This is a genomic window from Herbaspirillum sp. ST 5-3, from assembly GCF_004804275.1.
Classification (GTDB): Bacteria; Pseudomonadota; Gammaproteobacteria; order Burkholderiales; family Burkholderiaceae_D; genus Noviherbaspirillum.
Genome location: NZ_STGI01000004.1, coordinates 159,857 through 186,309 on the forward strand (window position 1 = coordinate 159,857; position 26,453 = coordinate 186,309).

General features: G+C 60.0%; 23 protein-coding genes. 12 read left to right on the forward strand and 11 right to left on the reverse strand.

Annotated features, from left to right (window positions below; translation table 11 throughout):
• Positions 1 to 45: 45 nt before the first annotated feature.
• From E6W33_RS09935 to E6W33_RS09965, 7 genes are all read left to right on the forward strand, one after another.
• Positions 46 to 978 carry a LysR family transcriptional regulator gene (locus E6W33_RS09935; protein ID WP_136417044.1) on the forward strand — a complete coding sequence of 311 codons (933 nt, stop codon included), beginning with the start codon at positions 46 to 48 and terminating at the stop codon, positions 976 to 978.
• A 30-nt stretch (positions 979 to 1,008) separates the two neighbouring features.
• Positions 1,009 to 2,487, forward strand: a complete 1,479-nt coding sequence (locus E6W33_RS09940) for an aldehyde dehydrogenase family protein (RefSeq protein WP_247869602.1) — start codon at positions 1,009 to 1,011, stop codon at positions 2,485 to 2,487.
• Between the two features lie 162 nt (positions 2,488 to 2,649).
• Positions 2,650 to 5,517 carry a PAS domain S-box protein gene (locus E6W33_RS09945; protein WP_136417046.1) on the forward strand — a complete coding sequence of 956 codons (2,868 nt, stop codon included), beginning with the start codon at positions 2,650 to 2,652 and terminating at the stop codon, positions 5,515 to 5,517.
• Positions 5,511 to 6,137: a LysE family translocator gene (locus E6W33_RS09950; RefSeq protein WP_136417048.1), complete on the forward strand. Its 627-nt coding sequence runs from the start codon at positions 5,511 to 5,513 to the stop codon at positions 6,135 to 6,137. Before E6W33_RS09945 ends, E6W33_RS09950 begins: the two co-directional genes overlap by 7 nt.
• 155 nt (positions 6,138 to 6,292) lie before the next feature.
• Complete coding sequence (locus E6W33_RS09955) at positions 6,293 to 7,021, forward strand: ribonuclease activity regulator RraA (RefSeq protein WP_136417050.1); 729 nt, start codon at positions 6,293 to 6,295, stop codon at positions 7,019 to 7,021.
• Between the two features lie 40 nt (positions 7,022 to 7,061).
• Positions 7,062 to 8,000, forward strand: a complete 939-nt coding sequence (locus E6W33_RS09960; protein WP_136417053.1) for a dihydrodipicolinate synthase family protein — start codon at positions 7,062 to 7,064, stop codon at positions 7,998 to 8,000.
• 220 nt (positions 8,001 to 8,220) lie between these two features.
• Entirely contained in the window at positions 8,221 to 8,640 is a 420-nt protein-coding gene (locus E6W33_RS09965) for a hypothetical protein (RefSeq protein ID WP_136417056.1), read from the forward strand.
• A 107-nt stretch (positions 8,641 to 8,747) separates the two neighbouring features.
• Here E6W33_RS09965 and E6W33_RS09970 read toward each other — a convergent pair whose 3' ends face one another.
• Entirely contained in the window at positions 8,748 to 8,972 is a 225-nt protein-coding gene (locus tag E6W33_RS09970; RefSeq protein WP_136417058.1) for a hypothetical protein, read from the reverse strand.
• A 237-nt stretch (positions 8,973 to 9,209) separates the two neighbouring features.
• On the opposite strand from E6W33_RS09970, the gene E6W33_RS09975 reads away from it, so the two are divergent.
• Positions 9,210 to 10,814 carry a diguanylate cyclase gene (locus tag E6W33_RS09975; RefSeq protein ID WP_136417060.1) on the forward strand — a complete coding sequence of 535 codons (1,605 nt, stop codon included), beginning with the start codon at positions 9,210 to 9,212 and terminating at the stop codon, positions 10,812 to 10,814.
• 40 nt (positions 10,815 to 10,854) lie between these two features.
• Here the strand turns inward: E6W33_RS09975 and E6W33_RS09980 are convergent, their stop codons facing one another.
• Both E6W33_RS09980 and E6W33_RS09985 read right to left on the reverse strand, forming a co-directional pair.
• On the reverse strand, positions 10,855 to 13,200 hold the full coding sequence (locus E6W33_RS09980; RefSeq protein WP_247869603.1) for a penicillin-binding protein 1A: 2,346 nt from the start codon (positions 13,198 to 13,200) through the stop codon (positions 10,855 to 10,857).
• Between the two features lie 256 nt (positions 13,201 to 13,456).
• Positions 13,457 to 14,728, reverse strand: coding sequence for a hypothetical protein (locus E6W33_RS09985; RefSeq protein WP_168798601.1), 1,272 nt, complete (start codon positions 14,726 to 14,728; stop codon positions 13,457 to 13,459).
• Here E6W33_RS09985 and E6W33_RS27005 point away from each other — a divergent pair.
• Entirely contained in the window at positions 14,727 to 14,888 is a 162-nt protein-coding gene (locus E6W33_RS27005) for a hypothetical protein (protein ID WP_168798602.1), read from the forward strand. The genes E6W33_RS09985 and E6W33_RS27005 overlap by 2 nt on opposite strands.
• 643 nt (positions 14,889 to 15,531) lie before the next feature.
• Here E6W33_RS27005 and E6W33_RS09990 read toward each other — a convergent pair.
• Positions 15,532 to 15,858: a hypothetical protein gene (locus E6W33_RS09990; RefSeq protein WP_136417068.1), complete on the reverse strand. Its 327-nt coding sequence runs from the start codon at positions 15,856 to 15,858 to the stop codon at positions 15,532 to 15,534.
• Between the two features lie 264 nt (positions 15,859 to 16,122).
• Here E6W33_RS09990 and E6W33_RS09995 point away from each other — a divergent pair, with 264 nt between their 5' ends.
• Together E6W33_RS09995 and E6W33_RS10000 are read left to right on the forward strand one after the other, a co-directional pair.
• A complete protein-coding gene (locus tag E6W33_RS09995; protein ID WP_136417070.1) occupies positions 16,123 to 16,731 on the forward strand; it encodes a hemerythrin domain-containing protein in 609 nt (202 codons plus the stop codon).
• A gap of 106 nt (positions 16,732 to 16,837) precedes the next feature.
• Positions 16,838 to 17,710, forward strand: coding sequence for a YihY/virulence factor BrkB family protein (locus E6W33_RS10000; RefSeq protein ID WP_136417072.1), 873 nt, complete (start codon positions 16,838 to 16,840; stop codon positions 17,708 to 17,710).
• Here E6W33_RS10000 and E6W33_RS10005 read toward each other — a convergent pair.
• The 5 genes from E6W33_RS10005 to E6W33_RS10025 all read right to left on the reverse strand — a co-directional run bounded on the left by E6W33_RS10005 (position 17,707) and on the right by E6W33_RS10025 (position 23,440).
• Positions 17,707 to 18,108, reverse strand: coding sequence for a bacteriohemerythrin (locus E6W33_RS10005; RefSeq protein ID WP_136417074.1), 402 nt, complete (start codon positions 18,106 to 18,108; stop codon positions 17,707 to 17,709). The genes E6W33_RS10000 and E6W33_RS10005 overlap by 4 nt on opposite strands.
• Before the next feature lie 426 nt (positions 18,109 to 18,534).
• The gene (locus E6W33_RS10010) at positions 18,535 to 18,786 is read right to left on the reverse strand and encodes a hypothetical protein (RefSeq protein ID WP_136417076.1); all 252 of its coding nucleotides are present in this window, start codon (positions 18,784 to 18,786) and stop codon (positions 18,535 to 18,537) included.
• 88 nt (positions 18,787 to 18,874) lie between these two features.
• Complete coding sequence (locus E6W33_RS10015; protein WP_136417078.1) at positions 18,875 to 20,866, reverse strand: acetoacetate--CoA ligase; 1,992 nt, start codon at positions 20,864 to 20,866, stop codon at positions 18,875 to 18,877.
• Positions 20,867 to 20,902: 36 nt separating this feature from the next.
• Positions 20,903 to 22,126 carry an MFS transporter gene (locus tag E6W33_RS10020; RefSeq protein ID WP_136417080.1) on the reverse strand — a complete coding sequence of 408 codons (1,224 nt, stop codon included), beginning with the start codon at positions 22,124 to 22,126 and terminating at the stop codon, positions 20,903 to 20,905.
• A gap of 78 nt (positions 22,127 to 22,204) precedes the next feature.
• Positions 22,205 to 23,440, reverse strand: a complete 1,236-nt coding sequence (locus E6W33_RS10025) for an acyl-CoA dehydrogenase family protein (RefSeq protein ID WP_136417082.1) — start codon at positions 23,438 to 23,440, stop codon at positions 22,205 to 22,207.
• Positions 23,441 to 23,719: 279 nt separating this feature from the next.
• Between E6W33_RS10025 and E6W33_RS10030 the strand changes: the two genes are divergently transcribed.
• Entirely contained in the window at positions 23,720 to 24,403 is a 684-nt protein-coding gene (locus E6W33_RS10030; protein ID WP_136417085.1) for a YitT family protein, read from the forward strand.
• 15 nt (positions 24,404 to 24,418) lie between these two features.
• Here the strand turns inward: E6W33_RS10030 and E6W33_RS10035 are convergent, their stop codons facing one another.
• Positions 24,419 to 25,684 (reverse strand): branched-chain amino acid ABC transporter substrate-binding protein, encoded by a 1,266-nt coding sequence (locus tag E6W33_RS10035; protein WP_136417086.1) that lies wholly within the window; start codon positions 25,682 to 25,684, stop codon positions 24,419 to 24,421.
• Between the two features lie 124 nt (positions 25,685 to 25,808).
• A complete protein-coding gene (gene ribA, locus E6W33_RS10040) occupies positions 25,809 to 26,450 on the reverse strand; it encodes a GTP cyclohydrolase II (RefSeq protein ID WP_136417088.1) in 642 nt (213 codons plus the stop codon).
• Between the last annotated feature and the right edge of the window lie 3 nt (positions 26,451 to 26,453).

The following is a 26,453-nucleotide window of genomic DNA, read 5'->3' on the forward strand; positions in this document are numbered from 1 at the left end:
GGTCTAATGACTTTTTTTCGGTGAGTGATATCCGGGAGTTATCGCATGAACCTGAAGCAGTTGCAGCACTTCGTGACGCTGGCGGAGTCGGGCAACGTCCACAAGGCGAGTGCCAGGCTGAATATCTCCCAGCCTGCGCTGTCGAAGAGCATTCGCGTGCTGGAGGAAGACCTCGACATCGTGCTGTTCGATCGCTCTCCCCGCGGCGTGCGACTGACGCCAGTCGGCCAATGGCTGCTGTCGCGCTCCTCCTCGTTGCTGGGTGATATCCAGCAACTGCATACCGAAATCGACCTGATCAAGCGGCAGGCCAACGGCTCGGTCCGCATCGCCGCCGGCACTGTCCTGTGCTCCTCGCTGATGCCGGAATGCCTTGCGCGTTTGCGCGAAGTGGCAGCCAATGTCGATATCGTGGTCGAGTCCGGCTACTGGGATGACCACAAGCACATGCTGCTGAACAGCGAGATCGATTTCTTCGTGGCGGATTCGCGCGAGTTGGAAGACATCATCGAGTTTGATATTGCGCAGTTGCCCTCCGAGCCGATATGCGTATATGTCCGGAATGGGCATAATCTATTGAAGAAGAGAAAACTGACGACCGCAGACCTGCAGAAGTATCCGTTCTCGGGCCTGACGAAAATTCCGAAAGAGCTGGAACGCGCCTTGAAGACGTACCCGGAATTACCGCCAAGCAGGTGGTCCGCGAGCGCGGTGTCGAGCAATGATTTCGGACTGTTGCGGGCGAGCGCCGCGCTGACCGATGTGCTGTTCTTTTCGCCGCCCAGCGCAGTGAAGGACCAGGTCCGGCGCAAGGAACTGATGCGCTTGAATATCGTGCTGCCGTCGGCTTTGCAAACGCATTTTGCGATCGTCGCGCTCAAGGATCGCAAGCTCTCGACCTCGGCGGAACTGATGAAACATACCATCATGGAATGCGCAGTCCAGCAGTTTCAGACGAGCGAGACGCTGAAGCAATGAGTAGGGCTGTTTTTCGATACGGAGAACACAATGAGCACCAACCCGTCCATGCAGGAATTCACACCGGTTTCTCCCATGGTGGAAAGCGATCCCCGGCGCATCCGGGAGGTTTTCGACAGCCAGCTCGAAACCGCCCTGCGCTGGCGCCTCTCCAACGCGAACGAGCGCATCGCGCGCATCAAGAAACTGCGCGACGCCATGATGGCGCAGCGCGAAGCGTTCTACGAGGCGTTCATGCAGGATTACCGCAAGTCGCCGCCGGAAGTCGAAGCGTCGGAATTTCTTCCGGTCATGGACGAGATGCGGCACGCCATCGGGCGGGTCAAGCGCTGGATGAAGCCGCTCAAGGTGTGGCCGACCAGCACCATGCTCGGCACGTCCGGCTGGGTGCAGTACCAGCCGCGCGGCCGCGTGCTCATCATCGCGCCGTGGAACTATCCGCTCAGCCTGTGCTTCGGTCCGCTGGTTTCGGCGCTGGCAGCCGGCAATACCGTGATCATCAAGCCCTCGGAAATGACGCCGGCCGTGTCCGCCCTCATGGGACGCATCATCGGCGAGGTCTTTCCCCATGCCGAAGTGGCACTGTTCGAGGGCGGGACCGCCACCGCGCAGGCGCTGCTCGACCTGCCCTTCGACCATATCTTCTTTACCGGCTCGCCCGCCGTGGGCAAGATCGTCATGGCAGCCGCCGCCAGGCACCTGACCAGCGTTACCCTGGAGCTCGGCGGCAAGTCGCCCACCATCGTGGGAGAAACGGCCGATCTCAAGCTCGCCGCCGAAACCCTGATGTGGGGAAAATTCCTTAACGGCGGGCAAACCTGCGTTGCACCGGATCACGTCTACGTGCATGAATCCGTGAAGGACGCTTTCATGGCCGAGTGCCGCAAGGTCATTCAGTCGCGCTACGGCGCCACCGCGCATGAACAGAAGCACACCGCGGACCTGACGCGCATCGTCAATCAGCGCCACACCCAGCGCGTTGCCTCCCTGCTCTACGATGCCCTCACGCGCGGCGCTGCCATCCAGACCGGCGGCGAAGTGGACGTCGCCCAGTGCTACATCGCGCCAACCCTGATCGATCGCATCCCGGCCGGATCGCAAATCCTGGAAGAAGAAATTTTCGGGCCGATTCTTCCCGTCATCGGCTACACCCAGCTCGACGCCGTCATCGCCGAAATCAACTCCCGTCCGAAGCCGCTCGCGCTATACGTCTGGAGCAAGGACCGGAAGGAAATCGACAAGGTGCTGCTGCAAACCAGCTCGGGCGGCGCCTGCATCAATCACTGCGTAATGCAGTTCGCACACGGCGAGCTGCCGTTCGGTGGGGTCAACAACTCGGGCATCGGCAATGCGCACGGCCATTACGGCTTCAAGGCGTTCTCGCACGAGCGCGCCGTGCTGCGCTCGACGCCGCTCATGCTGGTGAAACTGTTTTATCCGCCTTTTTCGGAGACGCGCCGCGGCCTGATCCGCAAGATCGTGGACATGCTGCGCTTGCCAATGATTTAAGTTTGGCGGTGTCCTTTTCCATCCGCACGATGCGCTCGTGTTCGCGCATCGTTCACTCGCCCCATGGCATGCGCTGCGGCTTGAGCTTGCGTATAATTGACCCAAAGCAATTAATGTCACCATTGCAGGTCGCGCACCTGGATAGCAAAGAGGCGTTTGTCTATGTCCTTCGATATGCCGATCTCCAAGATCATCCGATCCGAGATCCTGCAATGTCCGCCGCACACCCCGATCAGCGAAGCCATCCGCAGCATGCATCAACGCCGCTGCGGCTCCATCCTCATCATGGAGCGCGGCGAGGCGATTGGGATTTGGACAAGATGCGACGCACTGCGCATCGATTTGAGGGATCCCGGAGCAATCAAGGCGCCTATCGCATCCGTCATGAGTCCGGCGGTGAAGACGCTCAGAAGCGACACCACGGTGTCCGCCGCCTCCCACTTTTTTCTCCACCATCGCATCCGGCACGCGCTCGTTGTCGATGATGCCGGGCAGCCCGTCGGCATGCTCAGCCAGTCCGATGTGGTCGGGATTCCGAGCCTGGAACTTGACGTCAAGCTGAAGACGGTCGGTTCGCTGATTGAACGCCCGGCCCTGATCCTGCCCGGCGACCTTGCGCTGGCCGACGCTGCCAGGAAAATGGCGATGCACAGCCGCGACGCCATTGTCGTGGAATCAGGCAAGGATGTCGGCATTCTTACGGAACTGGATGTGATCGGGGCGCTGGACCGCCGGCAAACCGAATTGCCCGTCGGTCAGCTTGCGACCTACCCGCTGATCAGCGTGGATACGGATACCAGTCTCTTTTTCGCACGTGCGCTGTGCGCCGAAAAAGGCATCCGGCATCTTGGCGTCACGGGCGAGAATGGCGCCATCCTCGGCATCCTGTCCCAGACTGAAGTACTGGCCGGCTATGAGCGCGACTATCTCAACAGCTTGCAGCACGCCCTTTCCGAGCACAAGCAGCGCCTTGCCAAGGCCGATCAGGAGTTGCTGCTGGCGCGTCAGGTATTCGACGCGACCGGCGAAGGCATCATGATCACCAGCCCCGATGGCGTGATCCGCACGGTCAATCCGGCGTTTTCCCGCATCACCGGCTACTCGCGCGACGAAGCGCTGGGAAAGACCCCGCGACTGCTGCGCTCGGGACGGCATTCGGAGGCGTTTTACACGGACATGTGGACCGCCATCAGGTCGACCGGGCACTGGGAAGGCGAGATCTGGGATCGGCGCAAGAGCGGTGAAGACTTTCCCAAGTGGCTGTCGATACGCGCACTCACCGACGAGACCGGTGCGGTCAGCTCCTATATCGGAACCTTTTCCGACATCACCGACAAGAAGCAGGCGCAGGAAGCGCTGCGCGAAAGCGAGGAACGCCTGCGCACCCTGATCGACGCCACTCCGGATTACATCTGCTTCAAGGACGGCGACGGACGCTGGCAAGAGGTGAACAAGAGTACCGTCGATCTGTTCGGACTGCATGGGCTGCCTTACCAGGGCCGGACCGATCATGAGCTGGCCGGCATGGTCGAACCGACGCTGGCAGGCGCCCTCGCGCAGAGCGCAGAGGACGACGCACGCGCCTGGGAAAACCGCCACATGCTGAGAACCAGCCAGACCATTTTCTCTCCCTCGGGGGAACGAACGTACGACATCATCCGGACCCCGGTGTTTCACCCGGACGGAAGCAGGAAGGCAATGGCCACGCTGGGGCGGGATCTCTCCGATTTGCATCGCGCCGAGCAGGAGCGTCAGGAAAGCGAACGGCGCATGCATGACATCATGGCAACACTCGGTGACGGCGTGATGGTCATGGACGCCGACGGCAAGCTGGCCTATCTGAACCCCGCCGGTGAAGCGCTGCTCGGCTGGAGAACGGAAGAAGTCGCCGGCAAGACTGCCCATGACCAGCTTCATTTCAAGCGTGCCGACGGCAGCCTGCTGCCCGCCGAAGAGTGCCCGACCATGCAGGCATTGCGCGCCGGCGTCCTTCACCGAGCCAAGGAAGATTACTTCGTCCGCAAGGACGGCAGCCTGCTGCCAGTTTCGCTCGTGGCCACCCCGCTCCTGAAAAACGGAAAGGTCGACGGCTCCGTCGTCAGCTTCCATGACATCAGCGGCAGCCTCGAAGCGGAACGCGCGATCCGCGAACGTGAAGAACGCTACCGCGCCTTGTTCAATGCGAGTAGCGACGCGATCTTCGTCTGCCTGCTGACGCCGGAAGGACTGACCAGCATTGTCGAGGTGAACGACGTAGCCTGCTGGCGCCTGGGCTATACGCGAGAGGAATTGCTGAGCCTCACGGCGAGCACGGTCGACGCCACCGGCAGTCTGGGCGACTTTCCGCTGATAGCGGAACGCCTGCTGAACAAGGGCGAAGCCATGTTCGTAACCGAACATCGCACGAAGAACGGGAAAATGATTCCGGTCGAAATCAGCGTGCGCTCCTTCGAATGGAAGGATACCCAATATGCGCTCTGCATTGCGCGCGATATCACGGAGCGACAGGCGCAGGAGGAAGAGCTGCGCCGTCGCGCACACTCCGACAGCCTGACCCAGCTGCCCAACCGTTCCTTCCTGCTCGAACTGACCAAGCGTACCCTGGCCGCAGCCATCCGCAACAAGAACCAGTTCGCCCTGCTCTTCCTCGACCTGGATGGATTCAAGCAGATCAATGACACGCTTGGCCATGAAGTCGGCGATCTGGTCCTGAAAGGCGCTGGCGAGCGCATGGTCAAGGCGGTGCGCGGCTGCGACATCGTTTCGCGCCTCGGTGGCGACGAATTTGTCATCGTCCTGACCGAGATCACCAACGCCGAGGATGCCAACGCGGTGGCGAGCAAGGTCGAGGCAGCGATCAGTCAGCCAATGCGAATCGGCGATCACGTCCTCGACATCCGGACCAGCGTCGGCGTTGCCGTCTATCCACGCGACGGCGAGGACATCCCGGCCCTGATGCGCTTCGCGGACCGTGCGATGTACGACTGCAAGGCGGCGCATCGGATGCGCCGCCTCGAGAAACCATGCTGACTCCGGAACAATTCATCGGTTTCCTGGCCGCCGCCATGCTGATCACCGCCTCACCCGGCCCGGACAACCTGATGGTCCTCGGCGTCGGCATTTCGCGCGGCCGAGCGCAAGGCATGGCGTTCGGACTCGGCTGCGCGCTTGGATGTCTGAGTCACACCGTCCTGGCAGTCGCCGGCGTCAGCGCCTTGATTGCCGCTTCCCCTTTTGCGTTCACCCTGCTGAAGACGGGGGGCGGCTTGTATCTGGTCTGGCTCGGCATCCAGGCACTGCGCAGCCGCGGCGGAGCGAAAGCGGCCGCCGTCAGACACGCCGACGAGTCCTTGTTCAAGCTTTTCATCCGCGGCGTTTTCGCCAATGCAATCAATCCCAAGGTCGTCCTGTTCTTTCTGTCCTTCCTGCCGCAGTTCGTCATTGCCGAACACGGCAGGGTCAATTGGCAGATCGCGGCATTGGGGCTGACATTCACAGCCCAGGCGGCCGTGCTCTTCGGTCTGCTCGGCTTCTTCTCCGGTGCGGTCGGTCAATGGATAAATGGACGACCACGTGCAGGAATGGTCCTCGATCGCATCGCCGGCGCCATCTTCGTCGGGCTGGGCATTCGATTGATCGTGGCGCGCTAGTGGCGAGCTTTGCCGTGAAACAAGCGCATTACGGAGCAGTCTTGCCGCGTCCGGCAAGTCAAACGGTATTCCCGTACACTACATGACACACCACGAGTTTGAGATCGGCCGGGCCAAAAACAGGCTCCGGTTTCACCCATGACAAGGTAATTTCAATGGCTATCGAATCCCTCCCCCTCGACTCCGCAATCGTTCGCACCCTCTCAAGCATTTCCACCGCCACATTGACCACGGTCCTGCTGAAGAAGGGCCTGCGCAACGTATGGATGCGCGGCACCATCCCGATCGACAAGCAGCAGACGCGCCAGGTCGGCCGCGCCTTTACCTTGCGCTTCGTGCCCGCGCGCGAAGACCTGGCAACGCCGGAATCCTGGTCATCACCCATTTCCACCCGCGCGGCAATTGAAGCCATGCCGCCCGGCTGCATTGCGGTCGTCGACGCAATGGGCGTCACCGACGCCGGCATCTTCGGCGACATCCTTTGCTCGCGCATGAAGAAACGCGGCGTCGCTGCGCTGATCACGGATGGCGTGGTGCGCGACATCCAGGGCGTATCGGGCACCGGACTGCCGGTCTGGTGTCGCGGCGTTGCCGCACCGCCCTCAGTGGCCGGACTGACGTTCGTCAACTGGCAGGAGCCGATCGGCTGCGGCGGCGTGGCCGTCTTTCCCAACGACGTGGTGGTCGCCGATGCCGATGGCGCGGTTCTGATCCCGGCCAAACTGCTCGATGAAGTGCTTGCGCTGGCAACGGAACAGGAGCAATTGGAAAACTGGATCATGTCCGAGGTGGAAGGCGGCGCGGCCTTGCCTGGGCTGTATCCGCCGAACGCCGAGAACAAGGCGCGCTACGAGGCCTTCAAGGCCGGCGGCAAGAAAGCATGAGCAGCACGATTTTTCGAATACCGGAACCGGAGAAATGGATATGAACAAGCTGGATGCCAACGCCAAGGGTGTTTACCTGATCGCAGTCACGCCCTTCGCCGACGACGGGTCGCTCGACTTGGTGAGCACCGACCGCATGGTCGATTTTTACCTGGAACACGGCGCCAACGGCCTGACTATCCTCGGCATCATGGGCGAAGCCACCAAGCTGACTGCCGAGGAATCGCGCACTTTTGCAAAGCGCGTGCTGGCGCGCGTCAACGGCCGGGTGCCGGTCGTGGTCGGTGCCTCGTCGGCCGGGTTTGCGCCGATGCGCGAACTCACCGAAAGCGTGATGGACATGGGTGCATCCGGCGTGATGATTGCGCCGGCGTCGAGCGTGCGCACCGATGAGCAGATCCTTGCCTATTTCGACATGGTGAATGAAACGCTGGGCAGCACGCCATGGGTGCTGCAGGACCATCCGGTGTCCACCGGGGTCAAGATGTCGAACTCGGTCCTGATGACCATCCTGAAAAACTCGCCGCATTGCGTGATGCTCAAGCACGAAGATTGCCCGGGACTGGGCAAGCTTTCCGCTATCCGCGCAGCCAGCGATCGCGGCGAACTCAAGCGGGTAGCGATCCTCACCGGCAACGGCGGCGGCTTGTTCCTGCCCGAGGAACTGACGCGCGGTGCGGATGGCGCGATGACCGGTTTCGCCTATCCGGAAATGATGGTCGGTGTTTGCCGCGCGCACGCGTCCGGCGACATCGAGCGGGCGCATGACATTTTCGACGCCTACCTGCCCCTGGCCCGTTACGAGCAGCAACCGGTAGCCGGTCTCGCGGTGCGCAAGCACATCATGGCCGCGCGCGGTGCAATTGCATCGGCAGCCGTTCGCAGGCCCGGACCAAAACTCTCGGCGGCCGACGTGGCCGATATCGATCGACTGACGAAACGTCAGGCAAAGCGTTTACAGGAACTGGGAATTCAGTGATGCAATGGACAATAGCCCGCCCCTTCAGGCTGCAAGCTATTGTCCACAAGCCGTGCCGAAAGGCCGGGAAGACGCCTTGAGTTTCCCTTGACGTAAATCGAAGAATTTACTTCAATATTTTGCAGCAAGATACTGATTTATCAATGTTTTTCCTAAACATCGAACGATCTTGCCAGACTTGTGGACCAACGCATTTGCCTGTCCAGCTGCGGCCTAACCTATGCCTTTGAATCTGCTCTATCCGCCTGGCCGACTCTATGCACAATACCGTGCTGTCGAGGGTGCTCTGGATTTCATGGCAACGCTGCACGCCGGACAGACAGCGCTGAAATCCCTGCATCCCGACCTCTACGATCCCGACACGCATATCTGCGTGCTGGCGTTTAACCTGCGCGTCGTCGGCCGGAAAATCGACAGCCTTGTTTCCGCCTTCCGGGCTTGCATCCAGCCAGGCCAGGTCGGGGGCGTTTCGCAGCAAACCACGGATCTCCAGCTTGCGCTGCAAGAATACAATGCGACAGTCGCCTCGGTCGACCCATGGGATAACCTGCTTCATGCGGCCATCAATGCGTTCAGCCTGGCCTACGATTACCTGCGCTCCGTCGAGGAAGATATTCAGCTATTTGAACAAAACAACTGAATAAACAAATACTTGCGTACTCAACTTAATCTTCTCTCGAAGTAATCTTAAGTATGATGCGCAGGCATCTGATTTGGAAAGATAATGCCTTCGGTCGCCGCAGACTCTTATCTTGCCTTTGACAAGATCACCAGCCAGCGCCGCATCACGAGCACTTCAAGATGTCCCGGCTCGATCCCGGTGCTGACGTCAATGATCGGATTGATATTGTAATAACGCTTGCGAAAGTCGCGGCACACGAAGATTTCGCGCCTTCCCAATCGCAGCAGGAACGAACTTGGCGCATATTCGAGACCAAATCGTGAGCCGAAGGAATTATTCAGGTGCGTCATGGCATGTCTCCCTTTTTCCGATACAGCGTTGAATGAAAGCTTACTTTACCACAACTACTGTATAAATAAACAGTGAAATAAAAAGCCGGCATTTCTGCCACATGCCCGTATTCGTTGCCATTTGGACCTGAATTAGATTGCCTGGCCAAGGCTGATCCGTGATAATGCCGCATCGTTTCGGACCGGCCATTTGCAGTCCGCACAAACATGAAAACAATAAACGCCTCACCCGGATTCATGCCAACGCATTCCGCCAACACGATTGAAGACCGGCTCTACGTCCTGCGGACGCGCTGGGAGCACTATGCTGCCCAGGGCCAGTTCGAGCAATTCATCGAGTTTGCCGTGGCGGTAAATAGTCTGGCCGAGTATTTCAATCGCCTGCGTTTGCCCGGCCTGGTCCGTCTGTGCGAAGGACTGGAAAACGCTGTCCTCGCCAAGCTCGGCGATGTGTCCACGCATCCCATTTCGTCCCAGGACATCTCTTCGCTGCAGCGCCAGCTGGACACCCTGCTCGGTTCGGTGGCGACCTCACGCTCGTCCGGCACAAGCCGCCGCGTGCAGGAGCCGGTGGCCGCAGCAACGGATATCGACTGGATCAAGCCGCGTTCGGTCTGGATGATCGCGGCGCAGGAGAAGCGCGGGATGGCCGATGCGCTGCGCCGTCAGTTGCAGTTCTTCGGCTTCAAGGTCTGCGAGATTGACTGGGGTGGCGAACAAATGCCGCAGGACAAGCCGCTGGCGGTATTGTTCATTCCCGCAGCGGACAGAACGAAGCCGGAAGAATTCAGCTTTATTGCCGCCATACGCGCAAACTGCCCGGCCAGCCAGCTGTTCTATCTGGGCGGCCAGTCGGCCATCGAGCCGATCGTCGACTTGATGCGCGCCGGCATCGACGTCACCATCCCGGCTGAAGACCAGCCTTCGATGGTCCTGAACTGCGTGTTGGACCTGGTGCAGACCAACGAGCAGGAACAGTATCGCGTGCTGATCGTCGAGGATTCGCGGGTCGCGGTGGCACTCATACAGCGCACGCTGGCGCAGCACGGCATCGACACGCAAGCCATCAATGATCCGGGAAAACTGCTCGATGCACTCGAATCCTATCGCCCCGACCTGGTGCTGATGGATATGTACATGCCGCGTTTCAATGGCGTCGAAGCCACGCGCGTGCTGCGCCAGATGGCGGCGTACAGTTCGCTGCCGATCGTGTATTTGTCGGGCGAATCCGATGTCGGCATGCAGGTGGAAGCCTTGCGCCTGGGCGGTGACCAGTTCCTGATCAAGCCGTTCAATCCGGTGCTGCTGGCAGCGGTCGTCAAGACGCGCATCGAACGTTTCCGCGAGACGCGGCGATCCACCCGGCTCGACGGCCTGACCGGTCTGCTTAATCATACGGCCGCCAAATCGCGCCTGAACGCCATGGTTCGGGAGACGCAGCACGGCCACCTGACGGTTGCGATGATCGATATCGATCACTTCAAGTCCATCAACGACACCTACGGGCATCCGGTCGGCGACCAGGTCATTCGCGGTTTGGCATGGCTGCTCAAGGGGCGCTTGCGCTCGATCGACCTGATCGGGCGCTACGGCGGCGAAGAATTCATGATCGCCCTGCCCGGTGTCAGCCTGGAACAGGCCAGCACGGTGATCGATCGCATTCGTGCCGATTTTTCGGGACTGCCCCATGCCCATCCCGGCGGTGCGCTGCACGCTACCTTCAGCGCCGGCGTGGCATCCTATCCAGCCGTCGATACCGCGGCCAGCCTGACCGAGACAGCCGATAGCGCGCTCATGCAGGCCAAGCGCCTGGGGCGCAATCGGGTCGAGCGCTTTCGCTGAGCATGCTCATGTGACCGGCTTGAGCCGCGACGCATTGCCGTCACTGTCCGCCGCGGTAGGTCATGTCATCGATATTTCGTTTGTCTGATTCGACATTCCTCGGTTCCGGCGTCCGGTTGCCGAACAAACGGTCCCAGAAGCTCCTGATCGGATCGACTCCGACGGAGCGCACCGCGTCGCCGCGTGCCGCGTATTCCTCGTACATCCAATCGCCGTCAACCTGGACCACGCCCGACGGAACCGCTCTCTGGAACGGCCCCTTGCCACGCAGCGCTTCACGCATGTAGTCGGTCCACACCGGCAGCGCGACCGTGCCGCCGAATTCGCGTCCGCCGAGCGATCGCGGTTTGTCGTATCCCATCCAGGAAACCGCCACGATGTCGCCGCCATAGCCAGCAAACCAGGCATCCATGGCGTCGTTGGTGGTGCCGGTCTTGCCGGCAAGGTCGTGCCGCCCCAGCCTCTGGCTGGCCGCGTAGCCGGTGCCGGAATTCACCACATCGCGCAGCATGGTGTCCATGATGAAGGCATTGCGCTGGTCGAGCACGCGGCCCGATTCGTCGCCGGCAATCGCAGGTTTGCTTTCAACGAGCACCTTGCCTTGCGCATTGACCACCTTGTTGATCAGGTGCGGTGTTACCTGATAGCCGCCATTGGCAAATACCGAATACGCCGACGCCATCTGCAAGGGCGTGACCGATCCCGTTCCGAGCGTCATGGTCAGGTTGAGCGGGTGCTTGTCCGCCTCGAAGCCGAACCGCGTGATGTAGTCGCGGGCATAGGCCGGCGTGATCGTTTGCAGGATGCGAATCGAGACCAGGTTCTTCGATTTCTTCAGGCCGGTGCGCATTGTCACCGGACCGTCATAGCGGCCGTCGTCGTTTTGCGGATCCCATGCTTGCCCGCCGGTTTCCGCGACGTCCACGGAAATGGGCGCGTCATTGATCACCGTTGCCGGCGAAAAGCCTTTTTCCAGCGCCGCAGAATAGATGAAGGGCTTGATGCTGGAACCGGGCTGGCGCCAGGCCTGGGTGACGTGATCAAACTTGTTGAGGGTGAAGTCAAAGCCGCCCACCATGGCGCGGAATGAACCGTCGTTCGCGTTCAGGGACACGAAGGCGGCGGAGACTTCCGGCAGCTGAGTGATCGACCAGCGCTTTTTCGCATCCCGCGTCACGCGAATCACGGCGCCGGGCTTGATCCGGTTTGCGCCGCGCGACTTCGACAAGGCCGCTGCCGCGAAGCGCAGCCCTTCCCCGCTGACGTCGACGACCTCGCCGGACAGGGTTTCGGCGCGCACCAGTTTCGGCGATGCGGAAAGCACGACGGCCGAGCGCAAATCGTCGCTGTCCGGATGCTTCAGCAATGCCTCGTCGATGGCCTGTTCCCGCTCCTCCGCGTCGCCGGGCAGGTCAATGACATCTTCTGGACCGCGATAGCCGTGGCGACGGTCATATTCGAGGACGCCGCGCCGCACTGCTTCGTAAGCAGCCTGCTGGTCGCTGCTGTTGAGCGTGGTATAGACCGTCAATCCGGCCGTGTAAATATCGTCCTTGTATTGTTCGTACAGGTATTGCCGCACCAGTTCGGCGGCGTATTCCGCATGCGTCTCGAAACGATAGCCCCTGCCGCGGATAAGCAGTTTTTCCTGCGCTGCCTTCTCATACTGGGCTGGCGTGATGTACCCGAGTTCGCGCATGCGCTTGAGGATGTATTGCTGGCGCTGCTTGGCGCGCGTCGGGTTGACGATCGGATTGGCGCTCGCCGGTGCTTTCGGCAGTCCGGCCAGCATGGCTGCTTCCGCGATACTCAGCTCCTGGACCGATTTGCCGAAGTAGACACGCGCCGCACTACCGAAGCCGTACGCCCGTTCGCCCAGGTAGATCTGGTTCATGTAAAGCTCGAGGATCTGGTCTTTGCTCAGCTTCTCCTCGATCTTGTAGGCCAGGGCAATTTCGGTGAGCTTGCGCGCATAGGTCTTCTGGCGGCTCAGATAAAAGGTGCGCGCCACCTGCATCGTGATGGTCGATGCGCCCTGCGAACGGCTGTTACCCAGGTTCATGACAAAGGCGCGCAGCGCGCCCTTGAAGTTCACGCCGCCGTGCTCGTAGAATTCGCTGTCCTCGATCGCCAGCAATGCATGCTTCATGACCGCCGGCATTTCCGCAATGGGAACGAAATCGCGCCGCTCCTCACCGAATTCGCCGATCAGTACCTGGTCGGCGGTGTAGACGCGCAAGGGAATCTTGGGACGATAATCGGTCAGCGCGTCGAGCGGCGGCAAATTGGGAATCACCACCAGCAGCACATAGCCTGCCACCAGAACGCCCGCGAGTGCGGCCGCACCAAACAGGATGGCCGTCAACTGCAAAAGACGTACTTTCACTGAGCCCTTCCCCGATTTGGGCCTGGACGGCGGACGTTTTGAACGTCGAACCACTGTCGCTCCCTGTAAAGTCCGGAAAAACCGCAACTTTAACAGCCTGCGAGAGGCATCGGCTTCTTTCTTTCCAATTGTTACGCGAGGTCCTCAGCCACGTTGCGTTAGCGTTCCTGCAACAAGTTGTGCAGCAATGCATTACGACGAAGACAACACTGCATCCCGGCCGCGGAGCACATCCTCCGCGGCCGGAACAGCAAGCTTACTGCTTGCGCGCGATGAAACCGCCCAGCACAGTCTGTCCGCTGGTCGCGTTCGATAGCGTTATCGTGCCGCCGATTTCCGCCGGCCCCGCGCCGCTCGTCCCGGTGGTGAGCACCGGTCCGAAGTAGCGTCCGCCGAGTCCGCCCGTCAACGCGCCATTCGTCACCGGTCCGGTCAGGTAGTTGGCCACGTTGCTGCCGGCAGCGCCCATGGGAACCGTCGTCGTGAGCGCCACGGGCACGCTCGTGCCGGCGGCATCCCAGGTAATCGGATTCTGGATCGTCACGGTTGTCTGGCGCGTCGCGAAGTTCACGCTGACCACTACCGTCCCCCGGAACACAGCAGGTTCGTCGGTCCCGTTCGGTGTATACCAGCCGTAGGCAAAGCCGGAATAGCTTGCAGTTCCACTGGTCGGCACTGCCGTCGGATTGGTCACATCGCCATAGGCCACCATGCCGCGGCGATTCTTGTTGTGTTCATTCCCGGCCTTCGCCCACTCCTCGATAATGACGGTGTCCTGCGTGAGCCATGCAGCGAGGTTGCCATACTGCAGACCCCAGTTGTCCAGGCTGCGATAACCCTTCGAGCCCGGGAACGGCACGCCGATGCCGTCGCCGCCCGGCAGGATGGTCGGGTTGCCATTGGCATCCGGAAGACCGTTGCCGGCGTGGATGTCGCCATCTTCATGGACGCGCGACACCGAGGCGAGGTCAGGCATGTTGCCGCCGGTGCGCCAGTCGCCCGCCGAATAATGCACGCCGCTGGTTTCCGTCGTGGGGCATGGCACGAGGTCCGGCGGGCAGCGCGATGGTGCGCTGCGCGGGAAATAGCGGTTGTTGGCGTAGTCAACCTGGGTTCCCGCCGTGCCTTTTGAGGCGTAATCGTAGAAGCTGAGATCAGAGCTTGCGGGAAGCGATGCAGAAGACAGCGCACCGCCTGCCGTCAGCACAGTCCTGCCCTGCGTAGTCGAAAAAGTGTCGATGATAGGCGGCCGCTCCGTCTTGCCATCCCATGAAAGACCCAGCTTGCTCAACAAGACAGCAGAACTGCTGACGGTGCCGTTACTGTCTTTCGCCAGCCGGATTTCGGCCGTGCCGCCGGAAGCGAGCGCGAGTCCGAACGCGCCGGTCATGGTCGGATTCTTCGCTGCCAGGTCACTCGTGGATACGCCATAGGCTTCCACGCCGGAGCTGGTGAGCGCAATGCCGTTCTCGACGCGAATGATGCTGCTTCCGCTGCACTGATACCCGGCGCCGTCGGCGCAGATCATGGTCATTTGCGTCCCGGAGGGGACAGGTGCCGGTGTCGCACCGCTTGTACCGCCATCTGCCGGCGGAGGCGTGGTCGGCGTCGTTGGCGTTGAAGGATCGGTCGGTGTGGTCGAGCCGGTTTTCGAAGGATCGGTCGGTGTAGTGGCACCGGGTGTTTGACTGCCGGATGATGGATTCGTGGTCACCGTGGATGCGCCGTCGCTTCCGCCGCCGCATGCACTCAGGAGACTTGCAGCGATCAAGGCCGCGCAGAGAGGCCGAACATAAAGTCGCGTCTGTCGAGCACGCATGCGCGACAGTTTGGATGTCCCATTGCGCACGCGGCGCGTTGCGGATGTGCCGTGCGGCACGCTATCGATGTTCACATTAATGGATTCCAGCATTGGCAAATACCCTTCCAAAATCAAGCAGGCGTGTTGCGGATCGCGTCGAGAGAGACGACCGCGAATGGGATTGCGTCCGGCTGCATGCAGGCGGAAACAAGATGGTGATTCAGTGGTGATTCAGTGACGATGCGAATGGCGAACGAAACGGATCTGCCAGTACGACCAATGGCCGATCCACTGCGTAGCTTTACCTGTCGACATCATTGAGCCGATCTCGACGGATTGCTCATTAGTCATCAGGTTTAAGGATTCTGTTTCAGACAGAAGTGCATTGTTTTGCGCGAACTCAATCGGCGGGACTCACATTTTGTATCGTTGTGTAACACATACAGAATTGATTGTCCGGACCGGCATTCACCGATCCGGCGCAGGCAACTGTCAGAGCAGAAATGTCGTCGCCTCTACAGTTGCGGCAATTAATGCAGCTGTTGCTTGAGAGTGGAAATGGCCTTGCGCGCTTGCCGCACGGCGTTCTGCACTTGCTCGTCGACATAGCCGCCTTGCGAACATGCCTGGATGGCGCGATCGCCGATTTTTTCCATCTTGGTCACGCATTGGCGAATCTGTTCTTCGTCCTGCTGCTGTTCGGCGACCTGCACCGCGTGATCGGATTCCTGCTCCAGTTCATTCAGGCATGTGCGCAGACGATCGGGCACATCCTTGCTCATCTCGCACATTTGTGCGGCGGCATCGACACATTGTTCAACCTGGGAAAAACGTTCTCGGATCTGTTGCATCTGCATGGGATTTCCTTTCTGAAGCAAACTCGGGATAACAACTGGATGTATTTTGGTTATCGTCCATGCGGATAGTTCCGCGCGGGTTCCGGGCGAATCGCCCGCATGCCTGCTGTAATTTGTACATGGCAGTGTAAGGATGCCGCGGCAACACCATGCGAAGGCCATGGCCTTGCGCAGTGCATTACGACGGCGGAACGCAGGTATGGCATTTGCTACCGTTCTGCATTCGCGCGTGCATCCCGCACCCCTTCGATCGAGGAAGCCATAATGAATTCAATCAAGAATACCGTGACGAATACGCTCTCGCCGACCATTACCAATATGATCCGCATGGATCACACCCATGTACTGGAGGCGTTTCATCAGTACGAAATCGATTCGAGCCCGCAAACAAAGAAAGCCCTGGTGAACACCGCGTGCCTCGCCCTGGAGATTCACTCGCAACTCGAGGAAGAAATCTTCTATCCGGTCATGCGCATGCTTGCCGCCGACACGGCGACCGTGAACAAGAGCATTCCCGAGCACAATGAAATGCGCCGCCTGATTGGCGAACTGCGCGCGATGGAACCGACCAACCCGCTTTACGACCAGACCTTCATGCAACTCATGCGCGACGTCATGCATCATGTGGCCGATGAGGAAACCACGTTGTTGCCGGATGCGGAAAGACTGCTGTCCGACCGGCTGGGAGAACTCGGCGCGCAGATGACCAAGCGCCGGCTGCAACTCGCTGCACCGCGTGCCCGCGAAATCGCCGTCAATACCATCCGAGGATTTCCGACCAGTTCGATGCTGGTCGCCGCCGGCGCACTACTCGCGGGAACGTATTTCGCGAAACGCGCGTTTGAAGGCCAGTCGCGGCATCGCCGCACCTGATTGAAAACAGCATGTCGTCTTTCCGGAGGAATACGATAGAAACAGGCGCAGGGTGCACCACGCATCCTGCGAGGGCCTATTGCAGTCGTTCATCGTGAACCATCCTATGCGAATACCCGGCCTCCGCGGTTTGAGTCCGCTTGCCCTGCTGAAGGAGGCAGTCGCGGATTTTTTCGCCGACGACATGACGACCTACGCCTCCGCACTGTCCTACCAGGTTCTGTTTTCGATTTTCCCGTTCATCATTTTCCTGATCGCGCTGCTCGGCTTTTTCAATCTCTCCGATTTTTTCGATTGGTTGCGGCAACGCGCACAAGTTGTGCTCCCTCAAAGCGCAATGCAACCGGTCAACGAGGTCATCGACGACCTGCAGCAGCAAAAGGGCGGCCTGCTCTCCTTCGGCGTGATTGTCTCTCTTTGGACCGCGTCGTCCGCGGTGCGCGCCACGATGCATGCGTTGAACATCGCCTATGACGTGCAGGAAGGCCGGCCCGCATGGAAGCTGTATCCGCTTTCCATTTTGTATACGCTCGGCATCGCCGCAATGATGATTCTCGCTGCAGCCATGATGGTCGTCGGCCCGCAGGCAGTCGATTGGATTGCGCAGCAATTCGGCGCACAGCAGTTATTCGTGATCTTGTGGACGTGGCTGCGCTGGCCGGTTGCCCTGTTCCTGCTGATGCTGGCAGCGGCGGTGGTCTATTACGTCGCGCCGGACGTGGAGCAGGAATTCCGCTTCATCACGCCAGGCGCAGTGCTTGCGGTGCTTGTCTGGATCGTCGCTTCGCTCGCGTTCAACTATTACGTAGGCAATTTCGGAAATTACAGCGCGACCTATGGCGGTATTGGCGCCATCATCGTGCTGCTCTTGTACTTCTTCATTTCTGCAGCGGTAATGTTGTTCGGCGCGGAGATCAATGCCGTGATTGAACATCATTCTCCTGCCGGGAAAAAGCCCGGCGAGAAGAAATTGCATTAGGGCGTGTTGCGTGTTGCCTCGGCCAGCGCCTTGTCGGATTTGCCGATGTGGTTAATCAGCCAATCGCGCAGGAAATGCAACACCTGGATCGACAGAGTCGCGGCCCCGCTCTCGAACTTGTCCTGCAAGTCCATGACCTGCTGCAGGAGCTTCTCGTGTTCATGCAGATGCGCTGCGCGCCCGGCATAGCCGATCCGCTGCATCAAGTCTTCCTCGCGCCGGAAATGTTCCCTCGTGTAGGTGATCAGGTTATTCAGCACCTTTCCCAGCACGTCCTTGCCTTTTCCTTCCTGCATGACTTCATGCAGGCGATTGACCATGTCGATCAGCTTCTGATGGTCGCCGTCGATGAAGGTGTTTCCGACCGCGAGATCGTTCGACCATGTGAGATATGTCATTTTTCTTCTCCCTCGTAGATGACAGATGTGTTTACGTCCGTGCAATGCCTGTATTCGAATGACTCGCGACGGTCGCTACGCAGACGAGGACATCGCCGTCTTGTTTCCCGCCATTCAGCAACCCCGGATTCTCGCAAGAGCCGAGTACCGCGGAACATGATGTATATCAAGCAAACTTGCACAAACGGAAAACGATGTGCCAACGAGGAAATACCCGCCAACTATCGATTTGATTGCGCGGATCCCGCCCCTGGTCGGATGATTCTCAAAAACAGGATTTGATTGCGATTTCGAGGGCGGGTCGATGACGCATATGAACGGGAATCAAGCGGCACAGGAGCCGACGCTGCCGCAGGAAGCTATGGGTGCGCTGGATCGGATATTTCCGCCGCCGGACACCCCGCGTATGTTTGAAATGATTCGAGATCAGGCGAGAAGTGCGTCGACCATTGTGTAGCCTTTGACGAAGCCGGCTTCGACCGCCGCGTCTCGGCTCGGGTAATCGGCATCGTCCCCGGACTCTGCGCTCAGTTCGCTTTCAGAGCTTGCATCTTCACCCGGCTGCGTCACTCGCACCGTGTAGTCCCAGCGCGATGCCTTGTCATCGCGCGGCAACGCGGTCACGTGCACTTCCATCCCCTTGTACGATTCGGTGTGCCAATCCTGTCCGTTTTCCATGCTGTCCACCCTGATGTTGATCTACGGACATCGTACTTCCGGCGAGGAACCGGGCCTTGAGATTGCTCAGGCCCGGTTGTCCCGAGTGTCAGGCAGCGGCATGCTGCGCGCTGCGCTGCTTCGCCAGTTCGACAAAATACGCAAGGCTGCCGGGATTACTCATTGCGTCCGGACTTGCCACATCCGCCACCGGCATGCCGAGCAACAGCTTCTTGACCGGCAGCTCCATCTTCTTGCCGCTCAAGGTGCGCGGAATCTCGGCTGCCGCAAACACCTCGTTCGGCACATGGCGCGCGGACAAGGCGCTGCGGATGTTGTCGAAGATGCGCTTGATCAGCGACTCATCGAGCTGGACTCCGGGGCGCAGCACGACAAACAAGGGCATGTAGGATTCGCGGCCGAGATACTCCAGATCGACCACCAGGCTGTCGACGATCTCCGGCATGCTCTCGACCACGCGGTAGATTTCGCTGGTACCCATGCGAATGCCGTGCCGGTTGATCGTCGTGTCCGATCGACCGTAGATCACTGCGCCGCCATGCGGCGTGATCTGCAGCCAGTCGCCATGGCGCCACCAGCCCGGGTACATGTCGAAATAACTCTCGTGATAGCGCCGGCCCTCGGGATCGTTCCAGAAATACAGCGGCATGGATGGCATCGGCTTGGTCACCACCAGCTCGCCCACGGCATCGTCGAGCGGTTTGCCCTGGTCATCCATCGCATACACCGCAACGCCGAGGTAACGGCATTGCATCTCGCCGGCATACAGCGGCAGAATCGGGCAGGCACCGACAAAGGCGGCCGCGACATCGGTGCCGCCGCTGATGATGGCAAGCAGGACGTTCGATCCGAGCTGCTCGTAGATCCATGCAAAGGCTTCTGCCGGCAAGGGAGAACCGGTTGCCCCGATCGTGCGCAAGCGGTGCAGGTCGGCCAGCTTGCCGGGTTCGATGCCAGCCTTCATGCAATTGGTGAAATAGGCCGATCCTGCACCGAACACCGTCAGGCGTGCTTCCTCCGCGAATTTCCACAGGACGCCGAGATCCGGATAGCCGGGATTGCCGTCATAGAGCGCAATGCTCGCGCCAAGCAGCAAGCCGGTGACCTGCGAGTTCCACATGATCCAGCCGGTGGTCGAGTACCACATGAAGCGGTCGCTCTCGCCCAGGTCAGAGTGCAGGCCGTGGCCCTTCAGGCTCTCCAGCAGGACGCCGCCCTGGCCGTGCACGATCGGCTTGGGCATGCCGGTGGTGCCGGACGAATACACGACCCACAAGGGATGATCGAAGGGCAGCTGCTCGAAACGGATGTCGCTGTCATGCGCGAGCAGTTCGTTCCAGTTGTGCGTTCCGTCCAGCGTCGCATCCTGCTGCAGATAAGGCAACAGCACGACGTGTTCGAGCGAAGGCAGCGACTGCATCAGCCCGGTCACCACGTCGCGCCGGTCGAAGTCCTTGCCGCCATAACGGTAGCCATCCACCGCGATCAACACCTTGGGTGCGATCTGGCCGAAGCGGTCGAGCACGCTCGGCGTTCCCATGTCCGGCGAACAGCTCGACCAGATTGCACCGATGCTTGCGCAGGCATAGAACGCCACCACCGTTTCGGGAAGATTGGGCAGATAGGACACCACCCGGTCGCCCGGCCTGACGCCCATTTCGCGCAAGGCATAGGCGATGGAAGCGATCTGGCGCCGCATTTCTCCCCAGCTCAGTTCGACCGTCGGACGCAATTCCGACTTGCCGATGATAGCGGCTTCCTTGCTCTCCTGCTCGGAACGATGGAAACGGAACACCTGCTCCGCGATGTTCATCCGCGCGCCCTCGAACCACTTGGTGCCCGGCATTTTCTCGCTGTCGAAGACACGGGTGTATGGCGCCGAACTCTGCACCTTGAAATACTCCCAGAGCGATGCCCAGAACTGGTCCAGATGATCGACCGACCACTGCCACAAGGCGTCGTAGTCATCGGCGCGAACGCCCTTCTCTTTCGCCAGCCACGTCATGTAGTCGTGCATGCGGGTCCTGGCAATGCGTTCCGGCGTCGGCGCCCACAGCGCTTGTTGATGGATATCGTTCAATTGTTTGTCTCCTTTGATTTTTTTATCGAAAAACGCTCAAGACGTGCGTGCCTTGAAACGCAGCCTGTGACTGAACCATAGGGCAACCATCAGCACGCCGAGCGCGCCGATCATCATGACATTTCCAGTGCCGATGCGCTCGACCAGCCTGCCCGCGATCGCCACCCCGACCGATTGGCCCAGGAAGAAACAGGAAGCGAATGCCGATACCGCAGCACCGCGGCGCTCCGGCGCCATCTGCGTGGCATTGATCTGCAAGGTGTTATGCAGCATGTAGAAACCCAGCCCTGCCATGAAGCATCCGGGGATCGCCCACCACCAGGTCGGTGACGCGCCGATGGCGAACAGGGAAACGCCAAGGAAGATGCCGCCCCAGCGTGACAATCCGGTTTCGCCCATCCTTCGCACCAGCACCGACGATGCCACGGCAAAGAAAAAGCCGCCCGCGCCGAAGAGCATGATGAGCGCGCCGGCCGAGGTCATCGACAGGCCGAAGGTGCGATGTTCATGCGACGCAATGAAAGCAAACGCGCCATACAGGAATGCGCCTTCCAGGAACACTGTCAGCAGCACCAGGCGCGCCCATGGCAGCAGCGCGATCTGCCTGAATTCGCCGACCATGCGACGCAGCGCCGGTCCATCCGCCCGATGCAGGCGTCGCGCGTGTCCGGGCAAGCGGCGGTTCAGCGAAAACAAGGCAACGCTCACAACGAGAAAAATCGCCGCGATCACGAAGAATGGCAGCCGCCAGTTCTGCGCATCCGCGGCCAGTCCGCCCATCAGCACACCGGCCGACAGGCCGAGTATCTGACCGATCAGAAAGCGCGCCAGAACCGGTTGACGATCCTGATAAGGAATCACGTCGCCGATCCATGCCATCGACAAGGGAATGATGGAAGCAGCAGTGCCGCCGGCCAGCAGGCGCGCGACGAGCAAGGGGCCAAAGCCGGGCGCAAGGCCGCAGGCACCTGCGGTAATGGCGCAGGCCAGCGTGCCGCAGGCCACGATGAAATATTTTCCGTAGCGATCGCCGAACGGCCCGAAGAACAACTGCGACAAACCGTAGGCGATTGCAAACATCGTGATGACGTAGGATGCATCGCCGAGCGACACGCCGAATTCATTGGCGAGTTGCGGCAGCAGCGGATCGGTCACGCGCAGCGAGATGCCGCTGCCGAAAGCAGCGAGCGAAAGCAAGGGAACTGCGATTGCAGGAATGGGCGGATTGGATGTGGCGATGGATTCGTCTGGATGCTTCATGGACTGTGATGGGTGCGCGGCGAAGGCCTTTACAAAAGCGATTCGCCGCAACGGAAATAGGCACCCGTCATTCTAGACTTAAACGAATTCCGGCGTATTCATGTAGGGCAAAGTGGCTCCCCGGCGCTCCGCAGCCAAATCCATTTCCTGCCGCGCAATGGTGCGCAAGTGAACCTCGTCCGGCCCGTCGGCGATGCGCAGCACCCTGCCCCAGGTCCACAGTTCCGCGAGCGGTGTGTCCGGACTGAGACCCATGGCACCGAACACCTGCATCGCACGATCGCAGATCGAGGTCTGCATGCGCGGAACGATGACCTTGATCGATGCGATTTCACGCAAGGCCGAACGGGCACCGTGCTGATCGATCATCCACGCGGTCTTCAATACCAGCAGGCGTGCTTGCTCGATTTCCATGCGGGACAGCGCAATCCATTCGGCGATGTTGGCGTGCTGATGCAAGTAACGGCCAAAGGTGCGTCGCTCCGCTGCGCGTTCGCACATCAACTCCAGCGCCAGTTCTGCCTGGCCGATGGAGCGCATGCAATGATGGATCCGCCCTGGACCGAGTCGGGCCTGCGCGATGGCGAAACCGGCACCTTCCTGATGGATCAGATTGGAGCAAGGCACGCGCACATCGCGGAACACCAGTTCGCAATGCCCACCCGGGAAGGAATGGCTCATGACTTCGATATTGCGCACGACCTTGAAGCCCGGCGTATCGAAAGGCACGATCACCATGCTCTGGCGCTTGTGCACTTCCGCGTTCGGATCGGTGACGCCCATGACGATGGCAAACGTGCAGAGCGGATGCGCGGCACCCGAGATGAACCATTTGCGCCCGTTGATCACGTATTCGTCGCCCTCGCGGCGGATCGAGATCTGGATGTTGGTCGCATCGGAAGAAGCGACATCCGGTTCGCTCATCGCAAAGCAGGATCGGATTTTTCCGTCCAGCAGTGGTTGCAGCCATCGTTCGCGCTGCTCATCCGAGGCGAACATGTGCAGCAGCTCCATGTTGCCCGCATCCGGCGCGCTGCAGTTGAAGGCTTCCGATGCCCAGTGCACGCGGCCCATGATTTCGGCCAGCGGCGCATATTCGAGATTGCTGAGTCCCTGGCCCTGCCCCGGCAGGAACAGATTCCACAATCCTTCCTCCTTCGCCAGCGCCTTGAGGTCTTCGAGACATTGCGGATGTTCGAGCCCGTTGCCGATCTCGCGGCGCCACAGGGGCAGGTTCGGCACCACGTAGTTATCCATGAAGTCTTGCAGCTGCCTTTGCAACTGCCGAACTTTCGGCGTGTATTCGAAATCCATGATGAACTTTCAAGAAGTGATGCTGGGCGTGACTTGCGCTATCTATGGAGAATCTTAGATGGGGCAGAACAATCATTCAAATGAATAGTTCTCATCGAGAGCAATAAACCAAGTGCATGGAGCCGCCGATATATGCTCCATACAGTACTGCTTGGATTTTCTTGATTCAGGTCAATTATTCTGGCAAAGCAGTTGGTATAAGCTTGCGCGCACTAATACTTTATTGCATGCCTCCGACTTGTCATCCCGAGCCGGGGGTGCCATGCTTTTGATCTCCCCATGGACAATCCACTTCCATTGCGCAGCATCCCTTCCGTCTCCATTGTGTCGAACGAATCAAAAGAAACCCGGCAGAACGATGCAGCGTCGCTCCAGCATCACACGATGTTCGAAGACATGCAGGCACTCGTTGCCGGCACCTTGCTCGTGTCCCTCGGCGTGGCCTTGCTCGGCAAGGCGCATCTGATCACCGGTGGAACGGTGGGCATCGCCTTCCTGCTGCATTACGTAACCGGGATCAGCTTCGGCAAGCTCTTTTTCGCCATCAACCTGCCCTTCTATTATCTGGCGGTGAAAAAGATGGGATGGAAATTCACGGTGAAGACATTCGGCGCGGTGTTCCTGCTATCGATGTTTTCGGAGCTGCTGCCGCTGGTAATCAAGGTGGACATGCTGAATCCTCTCTACGCGGCCGTGATGGGCGGATTGCTGGCGGGCGTCGGTTTGCTGGTGCTGTTCCGCCACAAGGCGAGCCTGGGCGGCATCAATGTGTTGGTGCTGTTTCTGCAGGAGCGCTATGGCTTGCGAGCGGGCCTGGTGCAGCTCGGTCTCGACGCGGCGATCCTGATGCTGTCGATTCCGATGATTTCGCTGACCGCGGTGGCGGTCTCGCTGCTCGGCGCCGCCATGCTCAACCTGACGCTGGCCATCAACCACAAGCCGGGCCGTTACATGGCGATCTGAAGCGCCGGTCCTTGCTCAGTTCGGCCGTTTCATCCTGCAAGTGGTGGGCAAAGCACTGGCTTCGGACGGCAGGTAGCGCTCGGTCTTGAAACCATAACCGCTGCCTTCATTGTCGAAGCGGACCGCGCCGCTCGACACGTTCTGCATCACCGATACGTAAAGCGGTTGCAGCAACTGATGATCCGCGGCGCGCATGGTCGCTTCGTGGAAGGCATTGCGAAAGCGCTCGCCTTCCAGCGCTTTCGCAACCGCGCCGGCTTCCGTCGATTTCGCTTTTTCGATGGCCGATGCGAGCATGTCGATCATCACGTGCATGCGCAGATGCACATAATCGTCCTCCGGGCGCGGATAGCGCTTGCGGAAGTCCTGATAGTAGGCGTCGCTGGCGGAATTCCTGATACCTTGTCCGGCATTCGGGTGCCATTCCGCGACTGCGCGCACGCGCCCGACGCCGGCATCGCCTATCGCCGCCGGCGCGCCGAGGCCGTTGCCATAGAAGGTATAGAACTTCAATTGCAGGCCCGCTTCCTTGGCCGCTTTCACCAATAAGGTCAGGTCGTTGCCCCAGTTGCCGGTAATGACCGTGTCCGCGCCGCTGGCCTTGATCTTGACGATATAGGGCGTGAAATCCTTGATCTTCCCGATCGGATGCAACTCATCGCCGACGATGCCGATGTCCGGACGCTTGACTGCGAGCTGCGCGCGGGCAGATTTTGCGAGCTGCTGCCCGAAGCTGTAATCCTGGCCAATGAGATACACGCGCTTTGCCGTGCTGTCGCCCTTGATGACTTCCGTCAGCGCGTTCATGCGCATATCGGCATTCGCATCGAAGCGGAAGTGCCAGTAGCTGCATTTTTCATTGGTGAGCGCAGGATCGACGGCGGAATAATTGAGAAAGAGAATGCGACGGTCCGGCGAGCGCAGGTTGTGTTTCTCGATGCCGTCGATCAATGCAGCAGCCACCGCCGAGCTATTGCCCTGCACCACGACGCGGATACCCTGGTCGCCGAATTGACGCAAGCCGATCAGCGATTCTTCCACGCCCTGCTTGTTGTCGTAGGTGGTCAGCTCGAGAGGATGCGCGCCGTCCGGAAGACGGACGCCGCCGCGCGCATTGACGCGCTCGATTTCGAATTGCAGGTTGCGCACAACGGCCTGTCCGGCATTCGCAAATGGCCCGGACAAACCCTCGATCATGCCGATCCTGATCGGCTCGGCGCCATGCGCGCCGCAGGAAATCGACAAGGCCAGCAAGGCTGAAAAACGCTTCGGATGGAGCATGCTTGTTCCGCCAAATCTTGAAAAGGCAGGAGTGTACCGCGAGACAAGCGGCGAAGCCACGAAGCGAACGCGAAAGGCGCTGCAGGCGAACTGGATTTCAAAAAAGGCGGGCTGCCGCCTCGGTTCACTCGAAGTCGAGCATGTGCCCGAGCTTTTCCTGCTTGGTCCGCAGATAGCCGATGTTGTGCGGCGTGTGCGCGGTGAGCACGGGCACGCGCTCCACCACGGGCATTCCGCAATCGGCCAGCTTTTTCATTTTCTTCGGATTATTGGTCATCAGGCGGATGGTCTTGACGCCGAGATGTTCCAGGATACGCGCCGCGACCTGGTAGTCACGCGTATCGACCGGCAAGCCGAGATCGAGATTGGCTTCCACCGTGTCACGTCCCTGGTCTTGCAGCTGATATGCACGAATCTTGTTGGCCAGGCCGATGCCGCGCCCCTCGTGGCCACGCAAGTAGACAACGACACCCTTTCCTTCGGCCGCAATCTTCGCCAGTGCGGCATCGAGCTGCTCGCCGCAATCGCAGCGCAGCGAACCCATCACATCCCCTGTCAGGCATTCCGAATGCACGCGTACCAGCACGCTCTCCTGGCCGCTGACATCGCCCTTTACCATGGCCACGTGTTCCACTGTTTCGCCGGCCGGCTGGTACACGTGGATATGGAATTCCCCATGCTTGGTCGGAAGAACGGAAGAGACGATGTGGTCGAAAATCTTGTCGGAGCCGGCTGCCGCCGTCTTTTTGTCTCCGGGTTTGTTCATTTG

Coding starts and splice junctions, on each gene's coding strand:
- E6W33_RS09970 (WP_136417058.1), bottom strand. CDS start 8,972: ATGACGCACCTGAATAATTCCTTCGGCTCACGATTTGGTCTCGAATAT.
- E6W33_RS09965 (WP_136417056.1), top strand. CDS start 8,221: ATGCCTTTGAATCTGCTCTATCCGCCTGGCCGACTCTATGCACAATAC.
- E6W33_RS09945 (WP_136417046.1), top strand. CDS start 2,650: ATGTCCTTCGATATGCCGATCTCCAAGATCATCCGATCCGAGATCCTG.
- E6W33_RS09960 (WP_136417053.1), top strand. CDS start 7,062: ATGAACAAGCTGGATGCCAACGCCAAGGGTGTTTACCTGATCGCAGTC.
- E6W33_RS09995 (WP_136417070.1), top strand. CDS start 16,123: ATGAATTCAATCAAGAATACCGTGACGAATACGCTCTCGCCGACCATT.
- E6W33_RS09935 (WP_136417044.1), top strand. CDS start 46: ATGAACCTGAAGCAGTTGCAGCACTTCGTGACGCTGGCGGAGTCGGGC.
- E6W33_RS10020 (WP_136417080.1), bottom strand. CDS start 22,126: ATGAAGCATCCAGACGAATCCATCGCCACATCCAATCCGCCCATTCCT.
- E6W33_RS10010 (WP_136417076.1), bottom strand. CDS start 18,786: ATGGAAAACGGACAGGATTGGCACACCGAATCGTACAAGGGGATGGAA.
- E6W33_RS09955 (WP_136417050.1), top strand. CDS start 6,293: ATGGCTATCGAATCCCTCCCCCTCGACTCCGCAATCGTTCGCACCCTC.
- ribA (WP_136417088.1), bottom strand. CDS start 26,450: ATGAACAAACCCGGAGACAAAAAGACGGCGGCAGCCGGCTCCGACAAG.
- E6W33_RS10025 (WP_136417082.1), bottom strand. CDS start 23,440: ATGGATTTCGAATACACGCCGAAAGTTCGGCAGTTGCAAAGGCAGCTG.
- E6W33_RS10000 (WP_136417072.1), top strand. CDS start 16,838: ATGCGAATACCCGGCCTCCGCGGTTTGAGTCCGCTTGCCCTGCTGAAG.
- E6W33_RS09985 (WP_168798601.1), bottom strand. CDS start 14,728: ATGATCTGCGCCGACGGCGCCGGGTATCAGTGCAGCGGAAGCAGCATC.
- E6W33_RS09975 (WP_136417060.1), top strand. CDS start 9,210: ATGCCAACGCATTCCGCCAACACGATTGAAGACCGGCTCTACGTCCTG.
- E6W33_RS09990 (WP_136417068.1), bottom strand. CDS start 15,858: ATGCAGATGCAACAGATCCGAGAACGTTTTTCCCAGGTTGAACAATGT.
- E6W33_RS10005 (WP_136417074.1), bottom strand. CDS start 18,108: ATGACATATCTCACATGGTCGAACGATCTCGCGGTCGGAAACACCTTC.
- E6W33_RS09950 (WP_136417048.1), top strand. CDS start 5,511: ATGCTGACTCCGGAACAATTCATCGGTTTCCTGGCCGCCGCCATGCTG.
- E6W33_RS10030 (WP_136417085.1), top strand. CDS start 23,720: ATGGACAATCCACTTCCATTGCGCAGCATCCCTTCCGTCTCCATTGTG.
- E6W33_RS27005 (WP_168798602.1), top strand. CDS start 14,727: ATGGTCATTTGCGTCCCGGAGGGGACAGGTGCCGGTGTCGCACCGCTT.
- E6W33_RS10035 (WP_136417086.1), bottom strand. CDS start 25,684: ATGCTCCATCCGAAGCGTTTTTCAGCCTTGCTGGCCTTGTCGATTTCC.
- E6W33_RS09940 (WP_247869602.1), top strand. CDS start 1,009: ATGAGCACCAACCCGTCCATGCAGGAATTCACACCGGTTTCTCCCATG.